General features: G+C 65.9%; 24 protein-coding genes and 1 pseudogene. 16 read left to right on the top strand and 9 right to left on the bottom strand.

Annotated elements, in window-relative coordinates:
• The first annotated feature begins 14 nt into the window (after positions 1-14).
• Entirely contained in the window at positions 15-1,676 is a 1,662-nt protein-coding gene (locus ACQY5A_RS05470; RefSeq protein ID WP_428339362.1) for an FAD-dependent oxidoreductase, read from the top strand.
• Between the two features lie 219 nt (positions 1,677-1,895).
• Here ACQY5A_RS05470 and ACQY5A_RS05465 read toward each other — a convergent pair whose 3' ends face one another.
• The gene (locus ACQY5A_RS05465) at positions 1,896-2,789 is read right to left on the bottom strand and encodes a RecB family exonuclease (RefSeq protein WP_428339361.1); all 894 of its coding nucleotides are present in this window, start codon (positions 2,787-2,789) and stop codon (positions 1,896-1,898) included.
• Positions 2,790-2,863: 74 nt separating this feature from the next.
• Between ACQY5A_RS05465 and ACQY5A_RS05460 the strand changes: the two genes are divergently transcribed.
• On the top strand, positions 2,864-3,709 hold the full coding sequence (locus ACQY5A_RS05460) for a tRNA (adenine-N1)-methyltransferase (RefSeq protein WP_428339360.1): 846 nt from the start codon (positions 2,864-2,866) through the stop codon (positions 3,707-3,709).
• A 7-nt stretch (positions 3,710-3,716) separates the two neighbouring features.
• Here the strand turns inward: ACQY5A_RS05460 and ACQY5A_RS05455 are convergent, their stop codons facing one another.
• Genes ACQY5A_RS05455 through ACQY5A_RS05445 form a run of 3 tightly spaced genes read right to left on the bottom strand, consistent with a single transcriptional unit; the run spans position 3,717 to position 5,052 of the window.
• Complete coding sequence (locus tag ACQY5A_RS05455) at positions 3,717-4,010, bottom strand: DUF503 domain-containing protein (RefSeq protein WP_428339359.1); 294 nt, start codon at positions 4,008-4,010, stop codon at positions 3,717-3,719.
• 6 nt (positions 4,011-4,016) lie between these two features.
• On the bottom strand, positions 4,017-4,562 hold the full coding sequence (locus ACQY5A_RS05450) for a hypothetical protein (RefSeq protein WP_428339358.1): 546 nt from the start codon (positions 4,560-4,562) through the stop codon (positions 4,017-4,019).
• Positions 4,563-4,572: 10 nt separating this feature from the next.
• Positions 4,573-5,052 carry a hypothetical protein gene (locus tag ACQY5A_RS05445; RefSeq protein ID WP_428339416.1) on the bottom strand — a complete coding sequence of 160 codons (480 nt, stop codon included), beginning with the start codon at positions 5,050-5,052 and terminating at the stop codon, positions 4,573-4,575.
• Positions 5,053-5,224: 172 nt separating this feature from the next.
• On the opposite strand from ACQY5A_RS05445, the gene arc reads away from it, so the two are divergent.
• On the top strand, positions 5,225-7,051 hold the full coding sequence (gene arc, locus ACQY5A_RS05440; RefSeq protein WP_428339357.1) for a proteasome ATPase: 1,827 nt from the start codon (positions 5,225-5,227) through the stop codon (positions 7,049-7,051).
• Positions 7,052-7,142: 91 nt separating this feature from the next.
• Here the strand turns inward: arc and ACQY5A_RS05435 are convergent, their stop codons facing one another.
• The 4 genes from ACQY5A_RS05435 to ACQY5A_RS05420 are packed head-to-tail and all read right to left on the bottom strand — an operon-like array spanning position 7,143 to position 11,009.
• Positions 7,143-7,775, bottom strand: coding sequence for a hypothetical protein (locus ACQY5A_RS05435; protein ID WP_428339356.1), 633 nt, complete (start codon positions 7,773-7,775; stop codon positions 7,143-7,145).
• Positions 7,776-7,825: 50 nt separating this feature from the next.
• Positions 7,826-8,266 carry a response regulator gene (locus ACQY5A_RS05430; RefSeq protein WP_428339355.1) on the bottom strand — a complete coding sequence of 147 codons (441 nt, stop codon included), beginning with the start codon at positions 8,264-8,266 and terminating at the stop codon, positions 7,826-7,828.
• Positions 8,263-9,867, bottom strand: a complete 1,605-nt coding sequence (locus ACQY5A_RS05425) for a sensor histidine kinase (protein ID WP_428339354.1) — start codon at positions 9,865-9,867, stop codon at positions 8,263-8,265. Before ACQY5A_RS05425 ends, ACQY5A_RS05430 begins: the two co-directional genes overlap by 4 nt.
• Positions 9,864-11,009 carry a PP2C family protein-serine/threonine phosphatase gene (locus ACQY5A_RS05420; protein WP_428339415.1) on the bottom strand — a complete coding sequence of 382 codons (1,146 nt, stop codon included), beginning with the start codon at positions 11,007-11,009 and terminating at the stop codon, positions 9,864-9,866. The genes ACQY5A_RS05425 and ACQY5A_RS05420 overlap by 4 nt, the downstream gene beginning before the upstream one ends.
• Before the next feature lie 276 nt (positions 11,010-11,285).
• Between ACQY5A_RS05420 and dop the strand changes: the two genes are divergently transcribed.
• From dop to pafA, 8 genes and pseudogenes are all read left to right on the top strand, one after another.
• The gene (gene dop / locus ACQY5A_RS05415; protein WP_428339353.1) at positions 11,286-12,794 is read left to right on the top strand and encodes a pup deamidase/depupylase; all 1,509 of its coding nucleotides are present in this window, start codon (positions 11,286-11,288) and stop codon (positions 12,792-12,794) included.
• 114 nt (positions 12,795-12,908) lie between these two features.
• Positions 12,909-13,103: a ubiquitin-like protein Pup gene (locus ACQY5A_RS05410; RefSeq protein WP_428339352.1), complete on the top strand. Its 195-nt coding sequence runs from the start codon at positions 12,909-12,911 to the stop codon at positions 13,101-13,103.
• Positions 13,100-13,987: a proteasome subunit beta gene (gene prcB / locus ACQY5A_RS05405; RefSeq protein WP_428339351.1), complete on the top strand. Its 888-nt coding sequence runs from the start codon at positions 13,100-13,102 to the stop codon at positions 13,985-13,987. Before ACQY5A_RS05410 ends, prcB begins: the two co-directional genes overlap by 4 nt.
• Positions 13,984-14,736, top strand: a complete 753-nt coding sequence (gene prcA / locus ACQY5A_RS05400; protein ID WP_428339350.1) for a proteasome subunit alpha — start codon at positions 13,984-13,986, stop codon at positions 14,734-14,736. Before prcB ends, prcA begins: the two co-directional genes overlap by 4 nt.
• A gap of 10 nt (positions 14,737-14,746) precedes the next feature.
• Positions 14,747-15,598 (top strand): DMT family transporter, encoded by an 852-nt coding sequence (locus tag ACQY5A_RS05395; protein WP_428339349.1) that lies wholly within the window; start codon positions 14,747-14,749, stop codon positions 15,596-15,598.
• Positions 15,599-16,391: 793 nt separating this feature from the next.
• Entirely contained in the window at positions 16,392-16,898 is a 507-nt protein-coding gene (locus ACQY5A_RS05390; RefSeq protein WP_428339348.1) for an SRPBCC family protein, read from the top strand.
• A gap of 58 nt (positions 16,899-16,956) precedes the next feature.
• A pseudogene (locus ACQY5A_RS05385) lies at positions 16,957-17,031 on the top strand (hypothetical protein); the annotation flags it as partial.
• Between the two features lie 81 nt (positions 17,032-17,112).
• Positions 17,113-18,471, top strand: coding sequence for a Pup--protein ligase (gene pafA / locus ACQY5A_RS05380; protein ID WP_428339414.1), 1,359 nt, complete (start codon positions 17,113-17,115; stop codon positions 18,469-18,471).
• 93 nt (positions 18,472-18,564) lie between these two features.
• Here the strand turns inward: pafA and ACQY5A_RS05375 are convergent, their stop codons facing one another.
• Entirely contained in the window at positions 18,565-18,735 is a 171-nt protein-coding gene (locus tag ACQY5A_RS05375) for a CsbD family protein (protein ID WP_428339347.1), read from the bottom strand.
• Positions 18,736-19,089: 354 nt separating this feature from the next.
• Here ACQY5A_RS05375 and ACQY5A_RS05370 point away from each other — a divergent pair, with 354 nt between their 5' ends.
• From ACQY5A_RS05370 to ACQY5A_RS05350, 5 genes are read left to right on the top strand one after another with little or no spacing between them, the layout of a single operon-like run.
• Complete coding sequence (locus ACQY5A_RS05370; protein ID WP_428339346.1) at positions 19,090-20,082, top strand: helix-turn-helix transcriptional regulator; 993 nt, start codon at positions 19,090-19,092, stop codon at positions 20,080-20,082.
• The gene (locus ACQY5A_RS05365; RefSeq protein WP_428339345.1) at positions 20,079-21,050 is read left to right on the top strand and encodes a helix-turn-helix transcriptional regulator; all 972 of its coding nucleotides are present in this window, start codon (positions 20,079-20,081) and stop codon (positions 21,048-21,050) included. Before ACQY5A_RS05370 ends, ACQY5A_RS05365 begins: the two co-directional genes overlap by 4 nt.
• 50 nt (positions 21,051-21,100) lie before the next feature.
• Positions 21,101-21,343 carry a Sec-independent protein translocase subunit TatA gene (tatA, locus tag ACQY5A_RS05360; RefSeq protein ID WP_428339344.1) on the top strand — a complete coding sequence of 81 codons (243 nt, stop codon included), beginning with the start codon at positions 21,101-21,103 and terminating at the stop codon, positions 21,341-21,343.
• 38 nt (positions 21,344-21,381) lie between these two features.
• A complete protein-coding gene (gene tatC, locus ACQY5A_RS05355; RefSeq protein WP_428339343.1) occupies positions 21,382-22,332 on the top strand; it encodes a twin-arginine translocase subunit TatC in 951 nt (316 codons plus the stop codon).
• Positions 22,316-25,087: a DEAD/DEAH box helicase gene (locus ACQY5A_RS05350; RefSeq protein WP_428339342.1), complete on the top strand. Its 2,772-nt coding sequence runs from the start codon at positions 22,316-22,318 to the stop codon at positions 25,085-25,087. The genes tatC and ACQY5A_RS05350 overlap by 17 nt, the downstream gene beginning before the upstream one ends.
• Positions 25,088-25,101 lie beyond the last annotated feature (14 nt).

Below are 25,101 nucleotides of genomic sequence, written 5' to 3'. Positions count from 1 at the left end.
GGATTGGATCGAACTTGTCGATCGAAGACGATGCCTTTCCGGTGTTGGACAACCATCAGCTTTTGCGACTGTGCGCCTATGGCGTACCGTCTCAGGTCGAAATCGGCGAGGTGCTGTTCCACGCCGGCGAGTCCAGCTATGACTTCATAGTGCTCAACAGTGCCACGGCGGAAACTTTCCGCGAGGCCACCAGCGAGCACGGCGAAGCCGTGCTCGCTCGTATCGGCCCAGGCCGCTTTCTCGGCGAACTGAACCTTTTGACCGGCCAGGCAACCTACCTGAGCACCCGAGTGATCAAAGCCGGCGTCATCACCCGGATTACCCCAGCACGCTTTCGTGAGCTGATGGATCGCGACACCGAGCTGTCGGATTTCGTTCTGCGTGTGTTTCTGGTGCGCCGTCAGCGGCTGCGCACCGGAGCCGCGGCGCGCAGCATCGAACTCATCGGCAGCGCGTGGGCCGCGCAAACAATGACAATGCGCACATGGCTTGCCCGCCTTCAAGTCCCGCATACTTTTGTCGACACCGACACCGCTGAAGGCGCAGCGCGCGCGGAGGGGCTGGACTTAAGCGCCGGAGATTTGCCGGTTCTCGTTGCGCCCAATCAACTCCTCCGCCGTGCCACGGCGGCAACTGCTTCGGCCGAACTGGGTCTGGCCCGTCGTCCGCAACCAGGCCGATCCCGGGTTCATGATCTAGTCGTCGTAGGCGGCGGACCGGCCGGATTGGCCGCGGCCGTCTACGGCGGATCTGAGGGTTTGGACACGCTCCTGTTGGAGGCGGTCGCGATCGGTGGTCAAGCCGCGGCCAGCTCACGTATCGAGAACTACCTGGGGTTCATCACTGGCATCAGTGGCGCCGACCTGACTGGGCGCGCGATGATTCAGGCGCAGAAGTTCGGCGCCCAGCTCAACAGCCCGTGCCCGGTAGTCGCGGTCGACGCGGACGCCGCCGAGTTGCGCGTGGAACTGGCTGACGGTACGTCCGTAGCCACCCGCGCGGTTGTGATTGCCACCGGCGCGCGATACCGCACTTTGCCGCTGCCGCGCTGGAAGGAGTTCGAGGGAGCCGGGATCTACTATGCAGCAACCGAATTAGAGGTAAGAATGGCCGCGCCCGATCCGGTCGCAGTCATAGGCGGCGCGAACTCGGCCGGTCAGGCGGCACTTTACTTGGCTGGCGCAGGCAGCCCCGTAGATCTGATCGTTCGCCACGACGATCTACGCAACGACATGTCCGCCTATCTTGCCGACCGCATCGTTGCTGACCCGCGTATCACGGTGCGGCTAGCTTCCGAAGTGAGCGCATTGGATGGCGAGAGTCACCTCACCGAAATAACCGTCCGCGACAACGCCAAACAAACCACCGACAGCGTGCCGTGCCGGGCACTCTTTTGCTTCATCGGCGCGGACCCGGCAACTGACTGGCTGCACGACGTCTATTTAGATCGCAGCGGATTCATCCTTACCGACGCCGAATTACCCGCTGAAGCGTTGGTGTCGACCTGGCCGCATCTCGGCCGACGTCCGCTACCCTTCGAAACCTCGGTGCCGAGCGTCTTCGCTGTCGGCGACGTGCGCGGTGGCTCGATGAAACGCGTCGCCGCTGCCGTCGGCGAAGGAGCCAGCGCGGTGCGCTCCGTGCATCAGGTCATCGAGCGAACGAGTCGCGTCTGAATAACGCAACATGGATTCGCGCCATCGTGAAACTTAATGGTCTAGGCGAAGGGACGACCGTAGGACAACTGAAGGCAAGACCGGACCCGGGCGGCGAGGAGTTTGCGCCGCTGGGCGATATCACGGTCGAGCACTACGTCAACATCTGTCGAAACGCCGGGGCTCAAAGGGCTGGCCTTCAGGCAGCTCCGGTCGAGATGCCGCCGCTGCAGTAGCCGCTCAGGCGGCCGGTTCGGCTCTGTGCTGCAGGACGGTGTCGGCGTTGCCTTCGTCGGGAGCATCCGGCCAGCCCGGATACGGCGGTGGGGTGCCGCCGAAAGCGGGGCAGTGCGAGTGGTGGGCGCACCAGTCGCACATCCGTGACGGTCGCGGCCTGAAATCGCCTGTGGCACCGGCAGACTGAATCGCGTGCCACATTGCCATCAGCGTCTTCTCGAACCTCAGCAGTTCGGCTTCGTCGGGGGAGTAGTCCAACAACTGACCGTCGGACAGATAGATCAGCCGCAGCCGCGTCGGCAGCACGCCCCGCGAACGCAGTAGCGCGACCGCGTAGAACTTCATCTGGAACATGGCTTTGAACTCAGCCAGCGCCCGCGCCTCCGGTGGGGCCTTGCCAGTCTTGTAGTCGACCACCCGCAACTCGCCGGTGGGCGCGACGTCGATCCGGTCGATGATCCCGCGTAGTAGGGTGCCGTCGGCGAGTTCGACCTCGATGCGCTGCTCGCAACTCTGCGGATCGAACCGGGTCGGATCTTCCAGGCGGTAATAGCCGGACAACAGCTTGCGGGCCTCGCCGAGCAGATGGGTCTGCTGCTCGGAGTCCAACTGCTCGGCCAGCTCGGGATCGGCGGCCAGCACCTGCTCCCACGCCGGACCGACCAGCGCGTCAACGGTCTGCGGGCCGCGTTCTGCCGCAGGCAGACCGTAGAGCTGTTCCAGTGCGGCGTGCACCACCGAGCCACGCACCTGCGCGGTCGACGGCGGTTCGGGGAGCCGGTCGATGGCCCGGAAGCGATAGAGCAGCGGGCACTGCTTGAAGTCGGCCGCCCGCGACGGCGACAGGGCGGGGCGCCGCCTGGCCGGTTCGCCCGGCGCATTCAAGGTGCCAGTCATATTCGCAGCCTAGAAGGCAGCTCGGACAACCCCGCGCACTTACTGCGGCGCGTCTGCTGGCAGGCTTGATCGCTGTGTCTGTAACCGGCCCGTTCGTCATCGGTGATCGAGTGCAGCTCACCGACGCCAAAGGCCGGCACTACACGATGGTGCTCAGCCCGGATGGCGAGTTCCACACCCATCGCGGCGCGATCGCGCACGACGACGTGATCGGGCAGCCGGAGGGCAGCGTGGTCAAGTCGGCCAACGGCGACCATTTCCTGGTGCTGCGCCCGCTGCTGGTGGATTACGTGCTCTCGATGCCGCGCGGCGCGCAGGTGGTCTATCCGAAGGACGCCGCGCAGATCGTGCACGAAGGTGACATCTTCCCCGGCGCAAGGGTATTGGAGGCCGGCGCCGGGTCCGGGGCGCTGACCTGTTCGCTGCTACGCGCGGTCGGACCCGACGGGCAGGTGATCTCCTACGACGTGCGGGCCGACCACGCCGAGCACGCTCGCCGCAACGTGGACACGTTTTTCGGGCGCATCCCCGAGAACTGGCAACTGATTGTCGGCGACATCGTCGCCGCCGATCTGCCGGACGGCTCGGTCGACCGGGTGGTGCTCGACATGCTCGCGCCGTGGGATGTGGTCGACCGCGTCTCGCGGGCGCTGGTAGCCGGCGGTGTGCTGATGATCTACGTGGCGACCGTGACGCAGCTGTCGAAAGCGGTGGAGGCGCTTCGCGCGCAGCAGTGCTGGACCGAGCCCCGCGCGTGGGAGACGATGCAGCGCGGCTGGAACGTCGTCGGGTTGGCGGTGCGGCCTCAACACAACATGCGTGGGCACACAGCGTTTTTGGTGTTCGCCCGCAAGTTGGCTCCGGGCGCGGTCACGCCGACGCCGATGAACAGAAAGCAGCGCCCGACCGAGCCGTCGTAGCCGACTTCTAGTCGTCGCTGCGGTGCAGATCCCTTCGTGCCGAGAGCAATTCGAATTCCGGGTGCGCGGCGACCAAGCGTTCGACGGCGTCGAGCACCTCCACGGCATGCGCGCGATCGGCCGCGGCCAGCGCCACGCCGATCCCGGCCCGGCGATGGAGATCATGCGACCCGGTCTCGGCGACCGAGACATTGAATTTTCGGCGCAGCTCGGCGATTAGCGGCCGAACCAGCGACCTCTTCTCCTTGAGCGAGTGCACGTCACCGAGCAGCAGATCGAATTCCAGCCAGCCGATCCACACCCGAGGTCAACGACCCGGTGTTGTCGGCTGCTCGGCGGTGTCAGTCCGGAACGCCAGCAGCACGTCGGCGGTACGCGCCGAGAGCTGCCAACCACCTTGGTACGGCTTGAATTCCATTGGGAACGCGAACCTGGGACCGTGCGCGCTGGATGAGCTGACGTCGACGTCGGCCACTACATCGGCCGGATCCCGGTCCGACCAATTGACATCGCGCACATCGAATTTCACCGGCGTGTAGCCGCCGTTGATCAACGCGTTGGCGAACTGGTCGAACACGGGGGCGCTTTCCGGGGTGGCGCCCTCGACCAGGTTCAGCTTCTGCGGTCCCGGCACGGCGGGGTCAGCCAACCGGTACAGCACACCTGACAACGCGTCGGGTGCCGGCAGCGGAGCGAACTGCGGATCCGCCGCCACGCTCGGCGCCGCCGGCGCCGACGTCGTCGGCGATGCGGGCTCCGGTGAAGCGTCGTCGTCGTCCTTGGAACACCCTGAAAGTCCAAGCACCGCCGCAACTGCGACGGTGCTCAAGACTGCCGTCAGGCGTGCGCCCATGAGGCGGCCGTCAGCGCGAACGCACGGCCGAGATCAGCGTCATCGCCGAGTCGTGCGACAGCTTCCAGCCGCCCTGATCGACGAACCGGAGGTACTCCGGTGTCGGCGCCAGGCGCGGACCGGACGCGGTGATCGTGGCCGTCGCGGCGCCAGGGCCGGCGGGCGCGATGTTGGTGATGTTGAACGTCAGGGGAAGGCTGCCTTTGCTGGCGGCCTTCTGCAGTTCGTGATCGGCGAGGCCGGCCGGATACGGGATGCCGCCTTCGACGAGGTAACCCTTGTTGGCGAATGACACGCTCGGGTCCTGCAGGGTGTTGAGAACGGTGACCAACTGGTCGGGCGTAGGCATGTCCACACCCACCGGTGCCGCCGGGTCAAGCGGCAGCGGCGCGCTGAAAACGACGGGCTGAACGTCAGGCGACACAGGGGTGACAGATGCAATACAGGTCACACCAACGGCGGCCGCACCGATGGCGGCCAGCGCCCCCATGCCTGTGGCTAGGGATTTCACGGTCACAGAGGTCCTCTCGGTAAAGCCGACTAAACATGATGTTAACTCTGATGCCAGTGTGCCCCATTTCGAGTTCCCGCATGAAACGGAAATCGCCGGTAGCGTTGGGTATCCACCGCACCACCGTCCCCGGACGGGAAAGGAGCGCACCATGGGTGAGTTTGACCGTGAATCGTTCGGTAGCCCGCGCGAACCGGACCTCTCCGCCGAGGATGCCGCCGAGCTGGAAGAGCTTCGGCGCGAGGCCGCGCTTCTGCGCGAACAGCTGGACAGCGCGGCCGGATCGCACGGCGCCGGACGCAGTCAACGCGACGTCCACCAGCTAGAGGCGCGAATCGACTCGCTGGCGTCGCGCAACTCCAAGCTGATGGAGACCCTCAAGGAAGCCCGCCAGCAACTGCTGGCGCTCCGCGAGGAGGTCGACCGGCTCGGACAGCCGCCCAGCGGCTACGGCGTGCTGTTGGCCACTCACGAAGACGACACGCTCGACGTGTTCACCTCCGGGCGCAAGATGCGCCTGACGTGCTCGCCCAACATCGACGTGAGCACGTTGCGGAAGGGACAGACGGTTCGCCTCAATGAGGCGTTAACTGTCGTCGAGGCCGGCGCCTACGAATCGGTCGGCGAGATTTCTACGCTGCGCGAGCTCCTAGCCGACGGTCACCGCGCTCTGGTAGTCGGCCACGCCGACGAGGAACGCATCGTCTGGCTGGCCGAGCCGTTGGTCGCCGCGGATCTGCCCGAGGGTATCTACGACTCGAGCGACGACGACCTGCGTCCCCGCAAGCTGCGTCCCGGCGACTCGCTGCTGGTGGACACCAAGGCCGGCTACGCCTTTGAGCGCATCCCCAAGGCCGAGGTCGAGGACCTGGTGCTCGAAGAGGTCCCCGACGTCACCTACAACGACATCGGCGGACTGGGCCGGCAGATCGAGCAGATTCGCGACGCCGTCGAGCTGCCGTTCCTGCACAAGGAGCTCTACCGCGAATACGCGCTGCGGCCACCCAAGGGTGTGCTGCTCTACGGCCCGCCCGGTTGCGGAAAGACGTTGATCGCCAAGGCGGTTGCCAACTCGCTGGCCAAGAAGATGGCCGAGGTCCGTGGCGACGACGCGCGTGAGGCCAAGTCCTACTTCCTCAACATCAAGGGCCCCGAGCTGCTGAACAAGTTCGTCGGGGAGACGGAACGTCACATCCGGCTGATCTTCCAGCGGGCCCGCGAGAAGGCGTCCGAGGGCACCCCGGTGATCGTGTTCTTCGACGAGATGGACTCGATCTTTCGCACCCGCGGTACGGGAGTCTCGTCCGACGTGGAGACCACGGTTGTCCCGCAGTTGCTCAGCGAGATCGACGGTGTCGAAGGCCTCGAGAACGTCATCGTGATCGGTGCGTCCAACCGTGAGGACATGATCGATCCCGCGATCCTGCGGCCCGGCCGTCTCGACGTGAAGATCAAGATCGAGCGCCCGGACGCCGAGTCGGCGCAGGACATCTTCTCCAAGTACCTCGTCGAGACACTGCCGGTGCACGCCGATGACATCGCCGAGTTCCGCGGTGATCGCGGAGCCTGCATCGGGGCGATGATCGAGAAGGTCGTCGAGCGGATGTACGCCGAGATCGATGACAACCGGTTCCTGGAAGTGACCTACGCCAACGGCGACAAAGAAGTCATGTACTTCAAAGACTTCAACTCCGGCGCGATGATTCAGAACGTCGTCGACCGGGCGAAAAAGAACGCCATCAAGTCGGTGTTGGAAAGCGGTCAGCCGGGCTTGCGGATCCAGCACCTGCTCGACTCGATCGTCGACGAGTTCGCCGAGAACGAGGACCTGCCCAATACCACCAACCCCGATGACTGGGCGCGGATTTCGGGCAAGAAGGGCGAGCGGATCGTCTATATCCGCACGTTGGTCACCGGCAAGAGTTCGAGTGCTTCGCGGGCGATCGACACCGAGTCCAACCTCGGCCAGTACCTGTAGCTGCCCTCAGGCTCGTCGACACTTAAACGGTGCACACGACACGCCGCACTGCGGCGCCGTGACTTAAGTTTGGGGTGCCGCCGGAGAGGACTCAGCCGGCTAGTAGCGAGTAGCTGTTGGCCAGATCGTCCTGAAGTACCTGGGCGGTGTGCGTCGTGGTGTCGATGCGCAAAGCCGCCGTCAACGTTCGGCTCTGGTACGTCCATCCCTCCGGCAAATCGAGCCGCCCGCCGAGTCCGGGCAGGTCGGCCCGCGACAGGTTCGGATCGACGATCCCGCTCCAGGTCTGCATCAGCCATCGCCGCAGCGCGGGGTCTTGCAGTTCGTAGACCTCTTCGCCGGCGTCGAAGGTGGAGACGCTATGCCGGTGGACCTGATTCGCGGTATAGGGCGCCGGGTTCATCGCCGAGAGCAAGGTTTGGGATTCCAGCACCATGTCGATCCCGCCGAAGTTCTTGATGATCCGCGGACCCTGGGTCGGCTTCTCGATCTCGTTCATCAGCCAGTACCGCGGGCCGTCGAGTAAAGCTGTGGCCGCACCGTTTTCGGTCGCAATAGTTTTCGCGTCGAGCGCCGACCACAAGTCGGCGGGACAGTCGTTGAGGCCGAAGGTGTTGTAGACCGCGGCCTGCGGTCCCACCTCACCCGGCGTCACCAGAAGGACTTCGCCGTAGCGCTTTCCGGACAGGTTTTTGGTGGACTCTGGCGCAGCGTGGGCAGGCACCAAGTGAAGGTAATCACTTCCGTGACCAGCGTCAACCAGCAGCAGAAAGATTAACGGCCTGGAAGTCGCACGACTTGGACAAAGAAATCGTCGATCTGGCGGATGACATTCATGAATTCGTCGAAGCCGACGGGCTTGGTCACGTAGGCGTTGGCGTGCAGTCGATAGCTGCGCAGGATGTCTTCCTCAGCGGCCGAGGTGGTGAGCACGACGATCGGGATATGACACAGGTCCGAATCGGACTTGATTTGTTCGAGCAGTTGGCGACCGTCGTACTTGGGCAGATTCAAGTCCAGCAGGATCAGGTCCGGCCTAGGCGCGCCCGCGTGTGGCCCGCGTTGGTAGAGATAGTCAAGGCCTTCCTGTCCGTCGCGCGCAACATGCAACGTGTTGTGAATCTTATGGTGCTCGAACGCTTCGCGGGTGATGAGAATATCGCCGGGGTCGTCTTCGATCAGTAGGACGTCGATGAGGCTGCCCTCCGATGTCATCGCTGAGCTCCTTGAGCTGAGTTTGCGGGGCTCTTGTCAGTGGCGGCGCTGATAGGCAAAGTGAACCACAGGCGGGTTCCGATGCTTCTATTGGATTCGATACCGATCGTACCGCCGTGCAGCTCAACGATTTTCTTGCACACGGCCAGCCCGATGCCTGTTCCGGTGTATTCGTCGCGGCCATGCAGACGCTGAAAGATGACGAACACTTTTTCGGCAAATTCGGGCGCAATGCCAATGCCGTTGTCCGTCACGCTGAACACCCACTGGCCGTCGTGATCACCGGTGCCTCGTTCGCAATCGATTTCAACTTTTGGCGCGCGGTCCGCGCTCCGGAACTTCACGGCGTTCCCGATCAGGTTCTGCCACAACATCGTGTAGAGCGTCGCGTCACCTACGACGCGCGGCAGCGGAAGGTCTCCGCGAACGAGCTGTGCTCCGGATTCCTCTATCGCGATGACCAGATTGCCGAGCGCGGCGTCCAGCGCGGTGTCGAGGTCGACGATCTCGTCGGCACCCCTGACGCGACCGACTCGGGAAAAAGTGAGCAGATCGTTGATGAGCACTTGCATGCGTTTAGCGCCGTCAACGGCGAATCCGAGGTATTCGATGCCCCGCTCATCGAGCGCGTGACCGTAGCGTTTCTCGAGTAATTGGCAAAACGAGGCCACTTTGCGCAGCGGTTCTTGGAGGTCATGGGAGGCGACGTAGGCGAACTGCTCGAGTTCGGCGTTGGATCGCCGCAGCTCGATCGCTTGCGCGTCGAGTTCCTCCGTTTGCGTCTCCAGACGAGCCCGGTCCGACACGGAGATGTCGAGTTCAGCGACGATGTGCCGCCGCATGTTGTCCACGTCTTCCCCGATCGCGCGGATGTCTCTGGGTCCGTGCACGGCGATGCTGTCCGCAAAATTGCCGCCCACGATCCGCCGACACGCCGCGGCCAGCGCCTGCAATGGCCGGGTCACCGTGCGCCTCATCAACAACGCGAGCAGGAACGCCCCGGCCACGAAGACTGCCACCATCGCGAGCAGCAGCCGGTCACGCCAGCTGCGCATCGCGTCCAGCTCGTTCACCGCCGCGGTCTTTGCCGCCGCCAGGTGGGCGTTCTGGGTATCGAACCGCGCCCGGAGCTGATCGAACTCGGCCTTTCCGCGGTCGGCGGTCTCGCCCTTCACCACCCCCGGCGCACCTGGGACCACGCTGTCTATCAGCGGCTGCGCATAGGAGCTACGCCACATCGCGCCGGAGAGCTCGATGGCAGTCAAGTCGGCGTGCAGCTGGGAGCGGTCACCGATCCGAGCGGTAATGTCTGCAGCCGCCTGCTTTTCGGCGCGTTGGCCGTCGACGTAGGGGGCGAGAAACCGTCGATCGGCGGCAATCACGTAGCCGCGAACAGACGTCTCTTGGTCAATCAACGCACCCTGCAATTGATAGGCCGAAACGCGCGCGGGCTGGATTTGATCGGTCAACTCGCGGGTCACCGTATCCGTGCGATGCAACAAAACGGCGACGCTTGCCGCGCCGGCCAGCGCCGTCAGTCCGACGACGGACAACACCGAGGTCTGCCACCCCGCCACCGTCAATCGTGATCCGATCTTCACGCGCTGCTGCGCTCTACTCGCACCACCGCAACGTCGTCGCTGAAACCACCATGAAGCTGGGCCCGCGCCTCGGCCTGGTCGATGAGCGCGTCGACGAACGCGGGACCCGGCAGCGCGGCCAGCGGTCGGGCCAGTTCGAGCAAACCGTCCTCACCGAGGCGTTCCGGCCCACGCCCGGAATGACCCTCGAACAGACCGTCGGTCAACAGCACCAAACCACCGCTCTCCGGGAGTTGAGTCACGGATTGTGGCCAGCTGTCACCGCCGAAGCCCAGAGCGGGTCCGCCGGGCGTGTCCACCCAATCCACGGTCCCGAGGCCGTGGGCCAGCATCCCGGGGTGTCCGGCGCGGACCGAGGTAACCCGCGGACTGTCGGGAGCGACCGCCAGGCTCAGCATCGTCGCGAATATTCCGCTGCCGCCGCTCTCGGCGTGCAGGAGTCGCTCCAGTTGCCGCATCGCCGCTACACCGTGAACGCCGCCGAGCGTCAGCGTGCGCCACGCGATCCGCAGGGCCACCCCGAGCGCCGCCTCATCGGGGCCGTGCCCGGCCACGTCGCCGATGACGATGTGGACTGTCCGGTCCGGCGTCTGCACGACATCGTAAAAATCTCCGCCGAGTAACGCCCGCGCACGGCTGGGGCGGTATCGCGTCACCACGTCGACTCCAGCACTGTCGAGCAGCAGCGGGGAAGGCAGCAGGCCACGTTCCAGCCGCGAATTCTCCTGGGCGCGCAGATCACTCGCGTGCAGATCCACCGCAATCAGCTCGGCGCGTTTGCGTTCGATCGCATAAAGCAGGCTTCGCCGCAGCATGTCGGGTTCTACCCGCCCCTTGATCAAGTAGTCCTGCGCGCCGCTGGCGACCGCTGACACGCCGAATGCTTCGTCGTTCAATCCGGTCAGCACGACGACCGGAAGGGTCTGGTCCCAATCGGCGATGCGGCTGATGGCAGCGAACTCGACTGCGTCCGGCAGATGCAGGTCCAGCAGCACGCAATCCGGGCGCTCGTCGGCGAGGAATTCCTCAGCGCGCGCCATCGAAGGCGCCCACACCACCCGAATATCGGTGTCCGACTCGGCAATCAGTTCTTCCACCAGTAGCGCATCGGCGCGATCGTCCTCGATCAGCAGCAGCGACAACCACCGCCGGTGCGTCGCGGGAGGAACGTCGCCGGCGCGCGCCGAAAGGGAGTCCGGCCCATGCCCTGCAGGCTTGATCAATTCGTCCTCCACCCTGCCCCGCCGCGCCGACGATAACTTACCTGGACAGCTGACGGCGATGACTGAGTGACGAGGTGGCGGTTGGGTCGCGAAACGCCGGTACCGGAGCACGCTGGGTCTGATTGCGCGGCTCCTTCTCGCCCCAGCCGCGCCCCGCGCCGCGGAGTCCCCAGTCACCGCGCCTAAGCTCGCGGGATGCAACGGATCATCGGCACGGAGGTCGAATACGGCATTTCGTCGCCATCAGACCCGACCGCAAACCCGATCCTGACGTCCACGCAGGCGGTGCTGGCTTATGCGGCAGCCGCCGGGATCCAGCGCGCCAAGCGCACCCGGTGGGATTACGAGGTGGAATCGCCGCTGCGGGATGCCCGCGGTTTCGACCTGAGCCGCTCGGCCGGGCCGCCGCCCGTGGTCGACGCCGACGAGGTCGGTGCCGCCAACATGATTCTGACCAATGGTGCGCGGCTCTACGTCGACCATGCCCACCCGGAGTATTCCGCGCCGGAGTGCACCGACCCGTTGGATGCGGTGATTTGGGACAAGGCTGGTGAGCGGGTGATGGAGGCCGCTGCCCGTCACGTCGCGAGCGTTCCCGGCGCGGCCAAGCTACAGCTGTACAAGAACAACGTCGACGGCAAGGGCGCGTCCTACGGGTCGCACGAGAACTACCTGATGAGCCGCCAAACTCCGTTCTCCGCCGTCATCGCGGGGCTGACCCCGTTCTTGGTGTCCCGCCAGGTCGTCACCGGCTCCGGCCGAGTCGGAATCGGGCCGTCCGGCGACGAGCCCGGTTTCCAGCTCTCACAGCGCTCGGACTACATCGAGGTCGAGGTTGGCCTGGAGACCACGCTGAAGCGCGGCATCATCAATACCCGCGACGAGCCGCACGCCGACGCCGACCGTTACCGGCGGCTTCACGTCATCATCGGCGACGCCAATCTCTCTGAGACGTCGACCTATCTCAAGCTCGGCACCACGGCGTTGGCGCTCGACCTGATCGAGGACGGCCCAGCGCACGGCATCGATCTCAGCGATCTCGCACTGGCCCGGCCGGTACACGCCGTGCACGCGGTCAGCCGCGACCCCTCGCTGCGTGCCACCGTCGCGCTGGCCGACGGGCGTGAACTGACTGCCCTTGCGCTGCAACGGATTTACCTGGACCGAGTGGCAAAGCTGGTCGACAGTCGCGACCCCGACCCGGGCGCGTCGAGGGTGGTGGAGACCTGGGCCCATGTTCTCGATTTGCTGGAGCGCGATCCGATGGAGTGCGCTGAGCTGCTGGACTGGCCCGCCAAGCTGCGTCTGCTGGAAGGCTTCCGGCAGCGCGAGAACCTGGCCTGGTCGGCACCACGACTGCACCTGGTCGATCTGCAGTACTCCGACGTCCGGCTGGACAAGGGGTTGTACAACCGGCTGGTAGCCCGCGGTTCGATGAAGCGGCTGGTCACCGAGCAGCAGGTGATCGACGCCGTCGACAACCCGCCGACTGACACCCGCGCCTACTTCCGTGGGGAGTGTCTGCGCCGCTTCGGTGCGGACATCGCCGCGGCAAGCTGGGACTCGGTGATTTTCGATCTCGGTGGTGATTCCCTGGTCCGCATTCCGACGCTCGAGCCGCTGCGCGGCAGCAAAGCGCACGTCGGAGCCCTGCTGGACTCGGTAAACAGCGCGGTCGAGCTGGTCGAGCAGCTGACCACCTGACCGTCCGGCCGGAGCCGGACATGACGGTTTAAGCCAGGGCATTGCCGCCATTCACCGGTAGTGTGGAGAAACAGACGGACGTGTCTCACGGCCGATGATGACGCAGGAGGCAGCATGGCCCAGGAGCAGACCAAGCGCGGTGGTGGCGGCGGCGATGATGACGACCCCACAACCAGCACGGCCGCGGGCCAGGAGCGTCGCGAAAAGCTGACCGAGGAAACCGACGACCTGCTCGATGAGATCGACGATGTTCTGGAAGAGAACGCTGAAGACTTCGTCCGTGCATACGTCCAAAAGGGCGGCCAGTGACCTGGCCCTTCCACACTCGCCCGGCCAGCAACTCTGCACTTCCCGGAATCGCCACCGGCGGCCTTTCCTCATTCACTGATCATTTGCGCCACACGGCGCCGGAGCTGCTGCCTGGGCACATGGCTGGCGGTGACGCCGTCACGCCCACCTCGGCGCTGCCGCACGGCACCACGATCGTCGCGCTGAAGTACCCGGGCGGAGTCTTGCTCGCCGGCGACCGGCGCTCGACACAGGGCAACATGATCGCCGGGCGAGACGTGCAGAAGGTCTACATCACTGACGATTACACCGCGACCGGGATCGCCGGCACCGCGGCCATCGCGGTCGAATTCGCCCGTCTCTACGCCGTCGAACTCGAACACTACGAGAAGCTGGAAGGCGTGCCACTCACCTTCGCAGGCAAGGTGAACCGGCTGGCGATCATGGTTCGCGGCAACCTCGCCGCCGCGATGCAGGGTCTTGTGGCGCTACCGTTGCTCGCCGGATTCGACATCGACGACCCGGATTCGGAGAAGGCGGGCCGCATCGTCTCGTTCGACGCTGCCGGGGGCTGGAATCTCGAGGAAGAGGGCTACCAGTCGGTCGGGTCGGGCTCGATCTTCGCCAAGTCATCGATCAAGAAGCTGTATTCGCAAGTGACGGACGCGGATTCGGCGCTACGAGTCGCTGTCGAGGCCCTTTACGACGCCGCCGATGACGATTCCGCGACCGGCGGCCCGGACCTGGTTCGCGGGATCTTTCCGACCGCCGTCACCATCGGCGTCGACGGCGCCATCAACGTAGGCGAGCGGCGCATCGCTGAGCTGGCCCGCGAGGTCATCCAAACGCGTTCGCGCACTGATACTTTCGGACCCGATGCCGATCGCGCGGGAAGTGATTCATGAGTTTTCCGTACTTCATCTCGCCAGAGCAGGCGATGCGCGAGCGCAGCGAGCTCGCGCGCAAGGGCATCGGACGCGGCCGCAGCGTGGTGGCACTGGTCTACTCCGGCGGTGTGTTGTTCGTCGCCGAAAACCCTTCGCGTACTTTGCAGAAGATCAGCGAGCTCTATGACCGCGTCGGCTTCGCCGCGGCCGGGAAGTTCAACGAGTTCGACAACCTGCGCCGCGGCGGGATCCAGTTCGCCGACACCCGCGGCTATGCCTACGACCGCCGGGACGTCACCGGCCGGCAACTGGCCAACGTGTACGCGCAGACACTGGGCACCATCTTCACCGAGCAGGCCAAGCCGTACGAGGTCGAGCTGTGCGTGGCCGAAGTTGCGCACTATGGCGAGACCAAAGCGCCTGAGCTGTACCGGATCACTTACGACGGGTCGATCAACGATGAGCCGCACTTCGTGGTGATGGGCGGGACCACCGAGCCGATCGCCACCGCGCTCAAGGAGTCTTACGCCGAGAACGCCGATCTTGCCGACGCGGTGCACATCGCCGTCAACGCATTGAAGGCGGGCGCCGGCAACGGCGGCGACGAGGACACGTTGAGCGTCTCGACGCTGGAGGTAGCCATCCTCGACGCCAGTCGGCCCCGGCGAGCGTTCCGGCGGATCACCGGTGCCGCGCTGGAACGGCTGCTGCCCGAACGCGATGCTTCCGAGTCGTCGGACGACTCGGCGGAGGAATCATCGAAATAGGCTCTGTGCCATGCTGATCGGCTTGCTGTTCGCGCTGGGATGTTCGGTGTGCTACGGCACCGCCACGGTGCTGCAAGCCGCGGCGACCCGGTCGGTGAACTCCGGGGACAGTGATTCCGGAGTCGACCCCGCTCTGTTGCTTCGGGCGCTACGGCAATGGCGCTACCTGGTGGGTATCGGGCTGGACGGCCTGGGCTTCCTGTTGCAGGTCGCCGCGCTCCGGCTGGTCCCGATTTACGTGGTCGCCGCGGCGATCGCCGCGTCACTCGCCGTCACCGCGATCGTGGCCGCCTGGGTGCTGTCCACGCGGCTGTCGGCGATGGAGTGGGCCGCCGTGGCGGTAGTGTGCGCGAGCCTGGCGATGCTCGGCGTCGCTGCCGGACCCGAGGGCACTGGACACGGTCCGTCGGGGTTGGGCTGGGCGCTGCTGGTGATCACCGCAATCGTGTTCGCCGCCGGCGCGGTCGCGGGTCGGTTGAGTGACCGGACTCGTGCGCTCGTGCTGGGGTTCGGGGCCGGTGCGGGCTTCGGTGTCGTCGAAATCGCCGTTCGGCTGATTGATTCGATCGACCTGACCCAGGCGTCGTTCTACACCAATCCGGCCATCTATGCCCTGATAGCCGGCGGGGCCGCGGGCTTTTTGCTGCTCACCTCCGCCTTGAGCCGCGGTTCGGTGACCACGGCCGTCGCCGGGATGGTGGTCGGCGAAACGGTCGGCCCAGCCCTGGTCGGAGTGGCCTGGCTGGGTGACCGCACGCGACCGGGCCTGGGTTGGATGGTGGAGGCCGGGTTCGCGATCGCCGTCGTCGCGGCGCTCGCGCTCAGCCGATTCGGCGAGGCCCCCGAGCCTGCCGAGTCCTGACCGATGTCAACCAGTTTCGCGTTGCGGCGAACACCGAACCGATGCCTTTCGGCGCGTTGTTGGTGGACGGCGGCTCGACCCGCGGAATTCTGCGATATCGACAGTGTCCTACCCGCTCGGCTGACCCATCGCTCGAACCTGAAATGCCTGCGACGCTTGCGTCAAGATACAAGATAGGAGTCGAGGATCGGGGGGTTCGTCGCTAGTGGTCGACCGAGCGGTAGCGGTCTACGACGCGCGTAGCGGGTCGACCCACCGCACGCCCGAGAACCGGCCGAAGTCCGCGTCGGTGGAACACAGTTCGGCACCGTGCTCGACGGCCAGCGCGGCGAGGTGAGCGTCACGAGTCAGGTTGCCTGCGGCGCCGACCGGGGTCAGGAGTCCGCGCAGGACGTGGGCGTGTCGTCAGTGGGATGCACGACCGTGACGCATGGCTGTGCCAGCCATCCGTCGACCACGTCGAAGGCGCCGTCGACGGTTGACGCGCGCTCGAACACCGCTGCGCGCGTCGATAGGCGGACGAACCCGATAAGCACGTGCCACGCGAACGCGACGGTGCGCGACCCCGAGAGCGTCTCATCCAGCCAGCCCCGGGGCCGACTGGTGCCGCGGCGAGGATTCGTCCATCGCGTAGATGAGGATGTTGAGGTCCATGATGCCTCGCACCGCCCGATCTGTTCGACTTGTAAGAAATCCTCAAGTGCTTCTCCGCACCCATGATCGCGTGAGTACCTCCCGGGCCATGGCCTAGCGCCGTATATTCCCCTCACGTCACACAAGTAGGGAGACGCGCATGTTCGCCTGCGAAGCCGTCGATTTAGACTTTCTCCAAACGGCTCCCAACAGGCTTAGCGCTTCCGTCAAAGTGGCCCGACCGCCTAGCGAGGTCTTTGCCGCGTTTGCGCATGACCCGGCCAACTGGGGCGAGTTCTTCCCTGGCTTCGACACAACCGGCAGTTATCACGGTTCGGGGCCACACGGCGTTGGCTCTCGCTGCACAAAGCGGGTCACCGGCATCAAAGTGGACGAGACGGTTCTCGCCTGGGATGAAGGCGCGCGGTTTGCATTCCGGGTTGACGGCGCAACCGCTCCGGCGTTTCACGCCTGGGTTGAGGACTACCACTTCGAGCCTGACGGTCCCGATGGCACTCAGTTGCGTGTTGACATTGGCAGCAAGCCGCGACTCGCCTTCAAACTAGCCACACCTGTACTGCCCCGCGCCTTGGCTCTCGTGCTGACCCACGCAGGCCACAAGCTTGAACATGGCCGCTGGTTCTCGAATCCAACGATCGACTCGTGAGATTCACTGACTATCCGCCGGGACAAACTGCTGCTCAGTGAAGTCTTTTTCACAAAGTCGGTGCCACCATCTGCTCAAAACTTTCTGGACAGGCTGGTCTGATCAGCAACGGCCCGACGGCACCATCGTCTGGGAGACTCGCGGTATCAGCGAGCCACGCCACGTCGGCGGGGGCTTGCGCACCCGTCGCCCGTTCAACCAGTACGCTCGAATTGTGCAGCGGCGAATCATGGGCATCGAGACCGAATTCGGTGTCACCTGCACTTTTCACGGACACCGGCGCCTGTCGCCCGACGAAGTGGCCCGCTACCTGTTTCGACGAGTGGTTTCCTGGGGCCGGAGTTCCAATGTTTTCCTGCGCAACGGAGCCCGGCTGTACCTCGACGTCGGTAGCCACCCTGAATACGCGACCGCCGAGTGCGACAGCCTGGTCCAGCTGGTCACCCATGACCGCGCGGGCGAACGCGTGCTCGAAGACCTGTTGATCGACGCCGAGCAGCGGCTGGCTGATGAGGGCATCGGCGGCGACATCTACCTGTTCAAGAACAACACCGATTCGGCGGGCAACTCCTACGGCTGCCACGAGAACTATCTGATCGTTCGGGCCGGTGAGTTCTCCAGGATCTCCGACGTGCTGCTGCCGTTCCTGGTCACCCGCCAGCTCATCTGCGGCGCCGGCAAGGTACTGCAAACCCCGAAGGCCGCCACGTTCTGCCTGTCGCAGCGCGCCGAGCACATCTGGGAGGGTGTCTCCTCGGCGACGACCCGCAGCCGCCCGATCATCAACACCCGCGACGAGCCGCACGCCGACGCCGAGAAGTACCGGCGCCTGCACGTCATCGTCGGCGACTCCAACATGTGCGAATCCACCACCATGCTCAAAGTGGGCACCGCGTCCCTGGTGCTGGAGATGATCGAGGCCGGCGTGGCGTTCCGGGACTTCTCGCTGGACAACCCGATCCGCGCCATCCGCGAGGTCAGCCACGACACCAGCGGCCGGCGGCCGGTGCGCTTGGCCGGTGGGCGTCAGGCCAGCGCGCTGGATATCCAGCGGGAGTACTACGCCCGCGCGGTCGAGCACCTGCAGACGCGCGAGCCCAACGCCCAGATCGAGCAGGTCGTCGACCTATGGGGTCGCCAGCTCGACGCGGTGGAGAGCCAGGACTTCGCGAAGGTCGACACCGAAATCGACTGGGTGATCAAGCGGAAGTTGTTCCAGCGCTACCAGGACCGCTACGACATGGAGCTGTCCGACGCGAAGATCGCCCAGCTCGACCTGGCCTATCACGACATCAAACGTGGCCGAGGTGTCTTCGATCTGCTGCAGCGCAAGGGGCTGGCGGCGCGGATCACCACGGACGAGGAGATCGACGCGGCCGTCGACCAGCCGCCTCAGACCACCCGGGCCCGACTGCGGGGTGAGTTCATCAGCGCCGCCCAAGCGGCTGGACGCGACTTCACCGTCGACTGGGTGCACCTCAAGCTGAACGACCAGGCGCAGCGCACGGTGCTGTGCAAGGATCCGTTCCGGTCGGTCGACGAGCGGGTCAAAAGGCTGATCGCCAGCATGTAGCCCAACGCGATCGTTTCGAATCGCGTTGGGGTAAAAGCCATGTCGGGTGGTGCGGCCTGCCGCCGTGGTGGCGGCAGGCCCGCGGCAGAACCGTTACTTGAAAATATCCTTGACGTTCTCGCCCGCCTTTTTCACGCTGGACTTGGCTTGGTCCTTCTTGCCTTCGCCCTCGGTGTCCTTGTCGCCGGTAGCCTTACCGACCGTTTCTTTCGCCTTGCCGGCAACATCTTCAGCGGCGTTCTTTGCTTTATCCGTGAGTCCCATGAGGGTGTCCCTTCCATGGCCAACCGCAGATTGCGGATGGCCTGCCAGGAACCCAGGTTGGGCTCCTAGCTGACCCACGCCCGGTCAAGCCCGGGTGTGGGAGCTCGTGCTTTGCTCGTGCTGAGCTAAATCCGTCGGCCCTGCCGATCGGCCCGCCCGTCAAACCGCTTGGCAACCAAGGGTTTTGATGACGTCGGAAAGTATGTCTAGCGGCGGGCGCATGCCCGAGGCTCGCAGCTGAACCCCGGCGGACTCATTGACTGACAACTCAGGCAACGCTACTCGCCGGAGAGCGGTATGGCGAGCGGCCGATGGCTGCGCACTCCGGACTTCACGCACCCCTAAGCTGCAACAGTGGCGGTATCCAAAGTCGAACGCTTGATGAACCTCGTCATCGCATTGCTGTCCACCCGCACCTACATCACCGCGGAGAAGATCCGGTCCAGCGTGGCCGGGTACGCGGACAGCGTCAGCGATGAAGCATTTTCGCGAATGTTCGAGCGCGACAAGAACGAGTTGCGCGATCTGGGCATCCCGCTGGAAACCGGCCGGGTGTCGTCCTACGACCCGGTCGAGGGCTACCGGATCAACCGCGACGCCTATGCGCTGCCGGCTGTCGAGCTGACCGGCGACGAGGCCGCCGCGGTCGCGGTGGCCACCCAGCTGTGGGAGTCGCCTGAGCTGATCACCGCCACCCAGGGGGCATTGCTGAAGCTGCGCGCCGCCGGTGTCGACGTCGACCCCGACGCGCCGGTCGCCATCGCGTCGCCGGCCGGAAGCGTCGGACTGCGCGGATCGGAAGACGTGCTGAACGCGCTGCTCGCGGCGATCACCGCAGGGCAGGCCGTGCAGTTTCCGCACCGCCCGTCCCGCGTCGAGCCGTACACCGTGCGCACCGTCGAGCCGTGGGGCGTGATCACCGAAAAAGGCCGCTGGTACCTGGTCGGGCACGACCGCGACCGCGACGCCACCCGCACGTTCCGGCTGTCCCGGATCGGCCCCGGGGTTACCCCGATCGGCTCCGCCGGGGCCGTCACCAGTCCCAAGGACGCCGATCTGCGCGAGATCGTTGCCAAAGCTGTAGGCGACGCACCGACGGGTGTGCAGGCGCAGGTCTGGGTCGCCGAAGGGCGGGCCACCGCACTGCGGCGTGCCGGAACGCCGGTGGGCGCGCGGTCGGTCAACGGCCGCGACGGCGACACCATCGCGGTGGACATCGGAACCACGGGCCAACTGGCGCGCGACATCGCCGGTTACGCCGCCGATGCCATCGTCCTGGAGCCGGCAACGCTGCGTGACGAGGTGCTGGGCCTGCTGCGCGCTCACGCAGGGGGGGAGCGCCCGTGACACCCGTGTCGACGCGGCTGGTGCGCCTGCTGAACATGGTGCCGTATTTTCAGGCCAACCCGCGGGTTACCCGCGCTCAAGCCGCCTCTGACCTCGGTGTTTCGCTCAAGCAGCTGGGTGAGGACCTCGACCAGCTGTGGCTGTGCGGGCTGCCTGGATACGGCCCGGGCGACCTGATCGACTTCGAATTCACCGGCGACACCATCGAGGTGACGTTCTCCGCGGGAATCGACACCCCGCTGCAGCTCACTTCGCCGGAAGCCACCGGGCTGCTGGTGGCCCTGCGCGCGCTCGCCGACATCCCCGGCGTGGTCGACCCCGAGGCGGCGCGCAGTGCCATCGCCAAGATCGAGACGGCCGCGGGAGCAGCCGGGCACGGCAACGACGTCTCGGCAGTCGAGGAGCCGGCGTCGGCCGAGAGCCAGGCCTCCGCCGCGGTGCGGGCCGCGGTCCGCGACAACCGGGCGCTGAGCATCGACTACTACGCCGCCTCGCACGACACGCTGTCCACCCGGATCGTCGACCCCATCCGGATCGTGCTCGTCGGCGGCCAGAGCTACGTGGAGGCGTGGTCGCGGGAAGCCGAAGGTGTGCGGCTGTTCCGGTTCGACCGCATCGTCGACGCGTCGGTGCTCGACGAGCCCTCTGCGCCACCGGAACCCGCGATCCAGGCGCCGCCGGACACGTCGCTGTTCGACGCCGATCCGGCGCTGCCGTCGGCGACCCTGCGTCTCTCACCCGCGGCCTCGTGGATGTTCGAGTACTACCCGATGCGTCTGCTGCAGGAACTGCCCGACGGCTACTGCGAGGCGGCCATGACCTACGCCTCCGAGGACTGGATGGCCCGCCAGGTGCTGGGGCTGGGGTCGGCAGTGCGCGTGCTCGGTCCGGACGCACTGGTCGCGCGGGTGGCCCATGACGCCGCGGCCGCGCTGGAGGCCTACCAGGCCGTGGCGCGCTCCGGCTGATCGAACCGCGGCTGCGGTAGCATCGTGGAGACGTGTGGAGGTAAATACAAGTGAACGCTCTCGGCCCGTGGCACCTGGCTATCATCGCGGTCCTGGTGATTGTTCTGTTCGGCGCCAAACGACTTCCCGACGCGGCACGTTCATTGGGCAAATCGCTGCGGATCTTCAAGTCCGAGGTCCGTGAACTGCAAAGCGATTCCAAGCCCGAAACGTCCGCCCCCCAAGCCGCGCCGGCTCAGCCGGTGCATTCCGAGCGGGTAGAGCCGCCGGCGGCTGACGGTCGCTCGGCCTAGCCCGGCACCGCCGCTACGGCGCCCGAGCGCCTATCACCGTGCGCACCACCGGTTTATTCAGACGGCTCGATCCGCGAGCCCGTCGCAGCCGTACCAATCCTGACGCGACGATGTCGCTCGTCGCACATCTCACCGAGCTGCGGTCTCGGCTGCTCGTCTCGCTGGCGGTGATCCTGCTGACCACTGCGTTCGGCTTCGTCTGGTACTCGCGCTCGGTGTTTGGGCTGGAAAGCCTCGGGGAATGGCTGCGCCACCCGTATTGCGCGCTGCCGGCGTCCGCACGGGCGGACATCGCCAACGGCCAGTGCAGGTTGCTGGCCACCGCGCCCTTCGACCAGTTCATGCTGCGGCTGAAAGTCGCGCTGACGGCGGGCATGGTGCTGGCCTGCCCGATGTGGCTGTACCAACTCTGGGCGTTCATCACCCCGGGTCTGTACAAGAAGGAAAAGCGTTTCGCGGTCGCGTTCGTGGTTCCGGCGGCGTTGCTCTTCATCGCCGGCGCGGTGCTGGCGTATGTGGTGGTCTCCAAAGCTCTGCAATTCCTGTTGACCGTGGGCAGCGACGTCCAGGTGACGGCGCTGTCCGGCGACCGCTATTTCGGTTTCCTGATCAACCTGCTGCTGGTGTTCGGGGTCAGCTTCGAATTCCCGCTGCTGGTGGTCATGCTCAACTTCGTCGGCATCTTGCCCTACAAGCGCCTGAAGTCGTGGCGGCGTGGCCTGATCTTCGGGATGTTCGTCTTCGCAGCGGTTTTCACGCCGGGCTCCGACCCCTTCTCCATGACGGCGCTGGGGCTGACGCTGACATTGCTGCTCGAACTCGCTATCCAGATCGCCCGCGTGCACGACAAACGCAAAGCCAAACGCGAAGCGCTGACCACCCTCGACGACGATGAAGCTTCGGTCCTCGACCCGCCATCCGCGGTCGAAACGCCATCTGCAGTCGGGGCGCCGTCGAGCATCGCCGGACCTCATGACGACATCACCTGACGAACCGGGTGAATTGGCCCGGTTCGCTGCGGAATTGGAATTCGAGCTCGACCCCTTCCAGCGACGGGCCTGCGCGGCGTTGGAAAGCGGCCACGGCGTGTTGGTGTGCGCGCCGACCGGAGCCGGCAAGACCATCGTCGGCGAATTCGCGGTGCACCTGGCGTTGGCGTCCGGGGGCAAGTGTTTCTACACCACACCGATCAAGGCGCTGAGCAACCAGAAGCACAACGACTTCGTCGCGCGCTACGGCAAGGAGCAGATCGGGCTGCTGACCGGCGACATGTCGGTGAATGCCGACGCCCCGGTGGTGGTGATGACCACCGAAGTGCTGCGGAACATGCTGTACGCGGATTCGCCTGCGCTGCGCGGACTTTCGTATGTGGTGATGGACGAGGTGCACTTCCTTGCCGACCGGATGCGTGGGGCGGTGTGGGAGGAGGTGATCCTGCACCTGCCCGACGAGGTGCGACTGGTCAGCCTGTCGGCGACGGTGAGCAACGCCGAAGAATTCGGCGGCTGGATTCAGACCGTGCGCGGTGACACCTCCGTGGTGGTCGACGACCACCGACCGGTCCCGCTGTGGCAGCACATGCTGGTCGGCAAACGACTCTTCGACCTGTTCGACTATGAGGCTCATGAGCCAGGGGATCGGCGGTACGCGGTCGTCGACCCAAACCTGTTGCGCCACATCGCCAATCGCCGTGAGGCCGATCGGTTGTCCGACTGGCGGGGTCCGCGCCGCGGAGGTGGCCGAGGAGGATCGGGACGCTCGGGTTTCTACCGCCCGCCGTCACGGCCGGACGTGATCAGCATGCTCGACGCGGACGGTCTGCTGCCGGCGATCACCTTCGTGTTCTCCCGGGTCGGCTGCGACGCCGCGGTGTCGCAGTGTCTGCGCTCGTCGCTGCGGCTGACCACCGAAGAGGAGCGGGCGCAGATCGCCGAGGTGATCGACCACCGCTGCGGCGATCTGGAGGATTCCGACCTGGCCGTGCTTGGTTACTACGAATGGCGCGAGGCGCTGCTGCGCGGCATCGCCTCGCATCATGCCGGCTTGTTGCCGGTATTCCGGCACACCGTCGAGGAGTTGTTCACCGCCGGGCTGATCCGGGCCGTCTTCGCCACCGAGACACTGGCATTGGGCATCAACATGCCGGCCCGCACCGTGGTGTTGGAGCGGCTGGTGAAGTACAACGGCGAACAGCATCTCCCGCTGACGCCCGGCGAGTACACCCAGCTCACCGGCCGGGCCGGCCGGCGCGGCATCGACGTCGAGGGTCACGCCGTGGTGCTCTGGCACCCGGGCGAGGAGACCACCGAACCGGCCGAGGTCGCGGGCCTGGCGTCGACCCGAACCTTCCCGCTGCGCAGCTCATTCGCGCCGTCGTACAACATGACGATCAACCTGGTGAACCGGGTGGGCACCGAGCAGGCGCATCGGCTGTTGGAGCAGTCGTTCGCGCAGTTCCAGGCGGACCGGTCGGTGGTGAGCCTGGTCCGCGGCGTCGAGCGCGGACAACAGCTGCTCGACGAAGTCGCGGCCGAGCTCGGTGGCAACGACGCGCCGATCCTCGAATACGCCCGGCTGCGCGAGCAGATCAGCCAGCAGGAGCGTGCGCAGGCGCGGGCATCGCGGCTGCAGCGCCGGCAAGCCGTCAACGATGCGCTGTCGGCCCTGCGTCGTGGCGACATCATCACGATCACCCACGGTCGACGAGGCGGGTGGGCCGTGGTGCTGGAGCCGGCGGCTCGCGACAGCACCGATCCGCGGCCGTTGGTGCTAACCGAAAACCGTTGGGCGGGAAGGATTTCATCGGCGGACTATTCCGGTGAGTCGGCGCCGGTCGGGTCGATGACGTTGCCCAAGCGCGTCGAACATCGGCAACCCCGGGTTCGTCGCGACCTGGCATCGGCGCTGCGTTCGGCCGCGGCCGACCTGTCCGCGCCCGGTGGCCGTCGCGGTAAGCGCACCGAAAGCCGCGACGCCGATCCAGAACTCGCCAAGCTGCGGGAGAAGATGCGTCGTCACCCGGCCCACCGTGAAGCCGACCTCGAGGCCCGGATGCGGGTGGCGGAGCGCTACCTGCGGATCGAACGCGACAACACCGCCCTGCAGCAGAAGGTCGCCGCCGCCACCAACTCGCTGGCCCGCACCTTCGACCGGATCGTGGGACTGCTCACCGAGCGCGGCTTCATCGCAGTCGCCGACGGCAGTCCCACGGTGACCGACGACGGCCGGCTCCTGGCCCGGATCTACAGCGAGAGCGACCTGCTGGTCGCCGAATGTCTGCGCACCGATGCCTGGGCCGGGCTCAAAGACGCCGAGTTGGCCGGTGTGCTCTCGTCGGTCCTGTACGAGACGCGCGGCGGCGACGGACCCGGGGCGCCGCGCCACGAGCAGATCCCGACGCCGCGGCTGCGGCAGGCGCTGGCCCAGACGCGGCGTCTCTCGGCCCAGCTGCGCGCCGATGAGCACCGTCATCGCATCGCGCTGAGCCGCGAGCCCGATGACGGATTCGTGGCGGCCATCCACAGTTGGGCCAGCAACGGCGACCTGGTCACCGCCCTGGCCGCCGCCGACGCCGAGGGAACCGGATCCGCGCTGTCGCCCGGGGATTTCGTGCGGTGGTGCCGGCAGGTGCTCGACCTGCTGGACCAGGTCCGCAATGCCGCCCCCCGACCAGAGCTGCGGGCGACCGCCAAACGCGCGATCGACGCGATCCGGCGCGGCGTCGTGGCAGTTGACGCCGGGTAGGCTGAGCCGAGGTT

Source organism: Mycobacterium sp. (assembly GCF_965277065.1).
GTDB lineage: Bacteria > Actinomycetota > Actinomycetes > Mycobacteriales > Mycobacteriaceae > Mycobacterium.
Note: the sequence above shows the minus strand (reverse complement) of the source record. Positions and strands in the feature narration are given on the sequence as shown.

What these genes read in the sequence shown, in the direction of transcription:
- ACQY5A_RS05395 (WP_428339349.1), top strand. Translation starts at nt 14,747, where the DNA reads ATGCTGATCGGCTTGCTGTTCGCGCTGGGATGTTCGGTGTGCTACGGC.
- ACQY5A_RS05350 (WP_428339342.1), top strand. Translation starts at nt 22,316, where the DNA reads ATGACGACATCACCTGACGAACCGGGTGAATTGGCCCGGTTCGCTGCG.
- ACQY5A_RS05445 (WP_428339416.1), bottom strand. Translation starts at nt 5,052, where the DNA reads ATGGGGGCGCTGGCCGCCATCGGTGCGGCCGCCGTTGGTGTGACCTGT.
- ACQY5A_RS05410 (WP_428339352.1), top strand. Translation starts at nt 12,909, where the DNA reads ATGGCCCAGGAGCAGACCAAGCGCGGTGGTGGCGGCGGCGATGATGAC.
- dop (WP_428339353.1), top strand. Translation starts at nt 11,286, where the DNA reads ATGCAACGGATCATCGGCACGGAGGTCGAATACGGCATTTCGTCGCCA.
- arc (WP_428339357.1), top strand. Translation starts at nt 5,225, where the DNA reads ATGGGTGAGTTTGACCGTGAATCGTTCGGTAGCCCGCGCGAACCGGAC.
- ACQY5A_RS05450 (WP_428339358.1), bottom strand. Translation starts at nt 4,562, where the DNA reads ATGGGCGCACGCCTGACGGCAGTCTTGAGCACCGTCGCAGTTGCGGCG.
- ACQY5A_RS05465 (WP_428339361.1), bottom strand. Translation starts at nt 2,789, where the DNA reads ATGACTGGCACCTTGAATGCGCCGGGCGAACCGGCCAGGCGGCGCCCC.
- prcA (WP_428339350.1), top strand. Translation starts at nt 13,984, where the DNA reads ATGAGTTTTCCGTACTTCATCTCGCCAGAGCAGGCGATGCGCGAGCGC.
- ACQY5A_RS05430 (WP_428339355.1), bottom strand. Translation starts at nt 8,266, where the DNA reads ATGACATCGGAGGGCAGCCTCATCGACGTCCTACTGATCGAAGACGAC.
- ACQY5A_RS05390 (WP_428339348.1), top strand. Translation starts at nt 16,392, where the DNA reads ATGTTCGCCTGCGAAGCCGTCGATTTAGACTTTCTCCAAACGGCTCCC.
- ACQY5A_RS05375 (WP_428339347.1), bottom strand. Translation starts at nt 18,735, where the DNA reads ATGGGACTCACGGATAAAGCAAAGAACGCCGCTGAAGATGTTGCCGGC.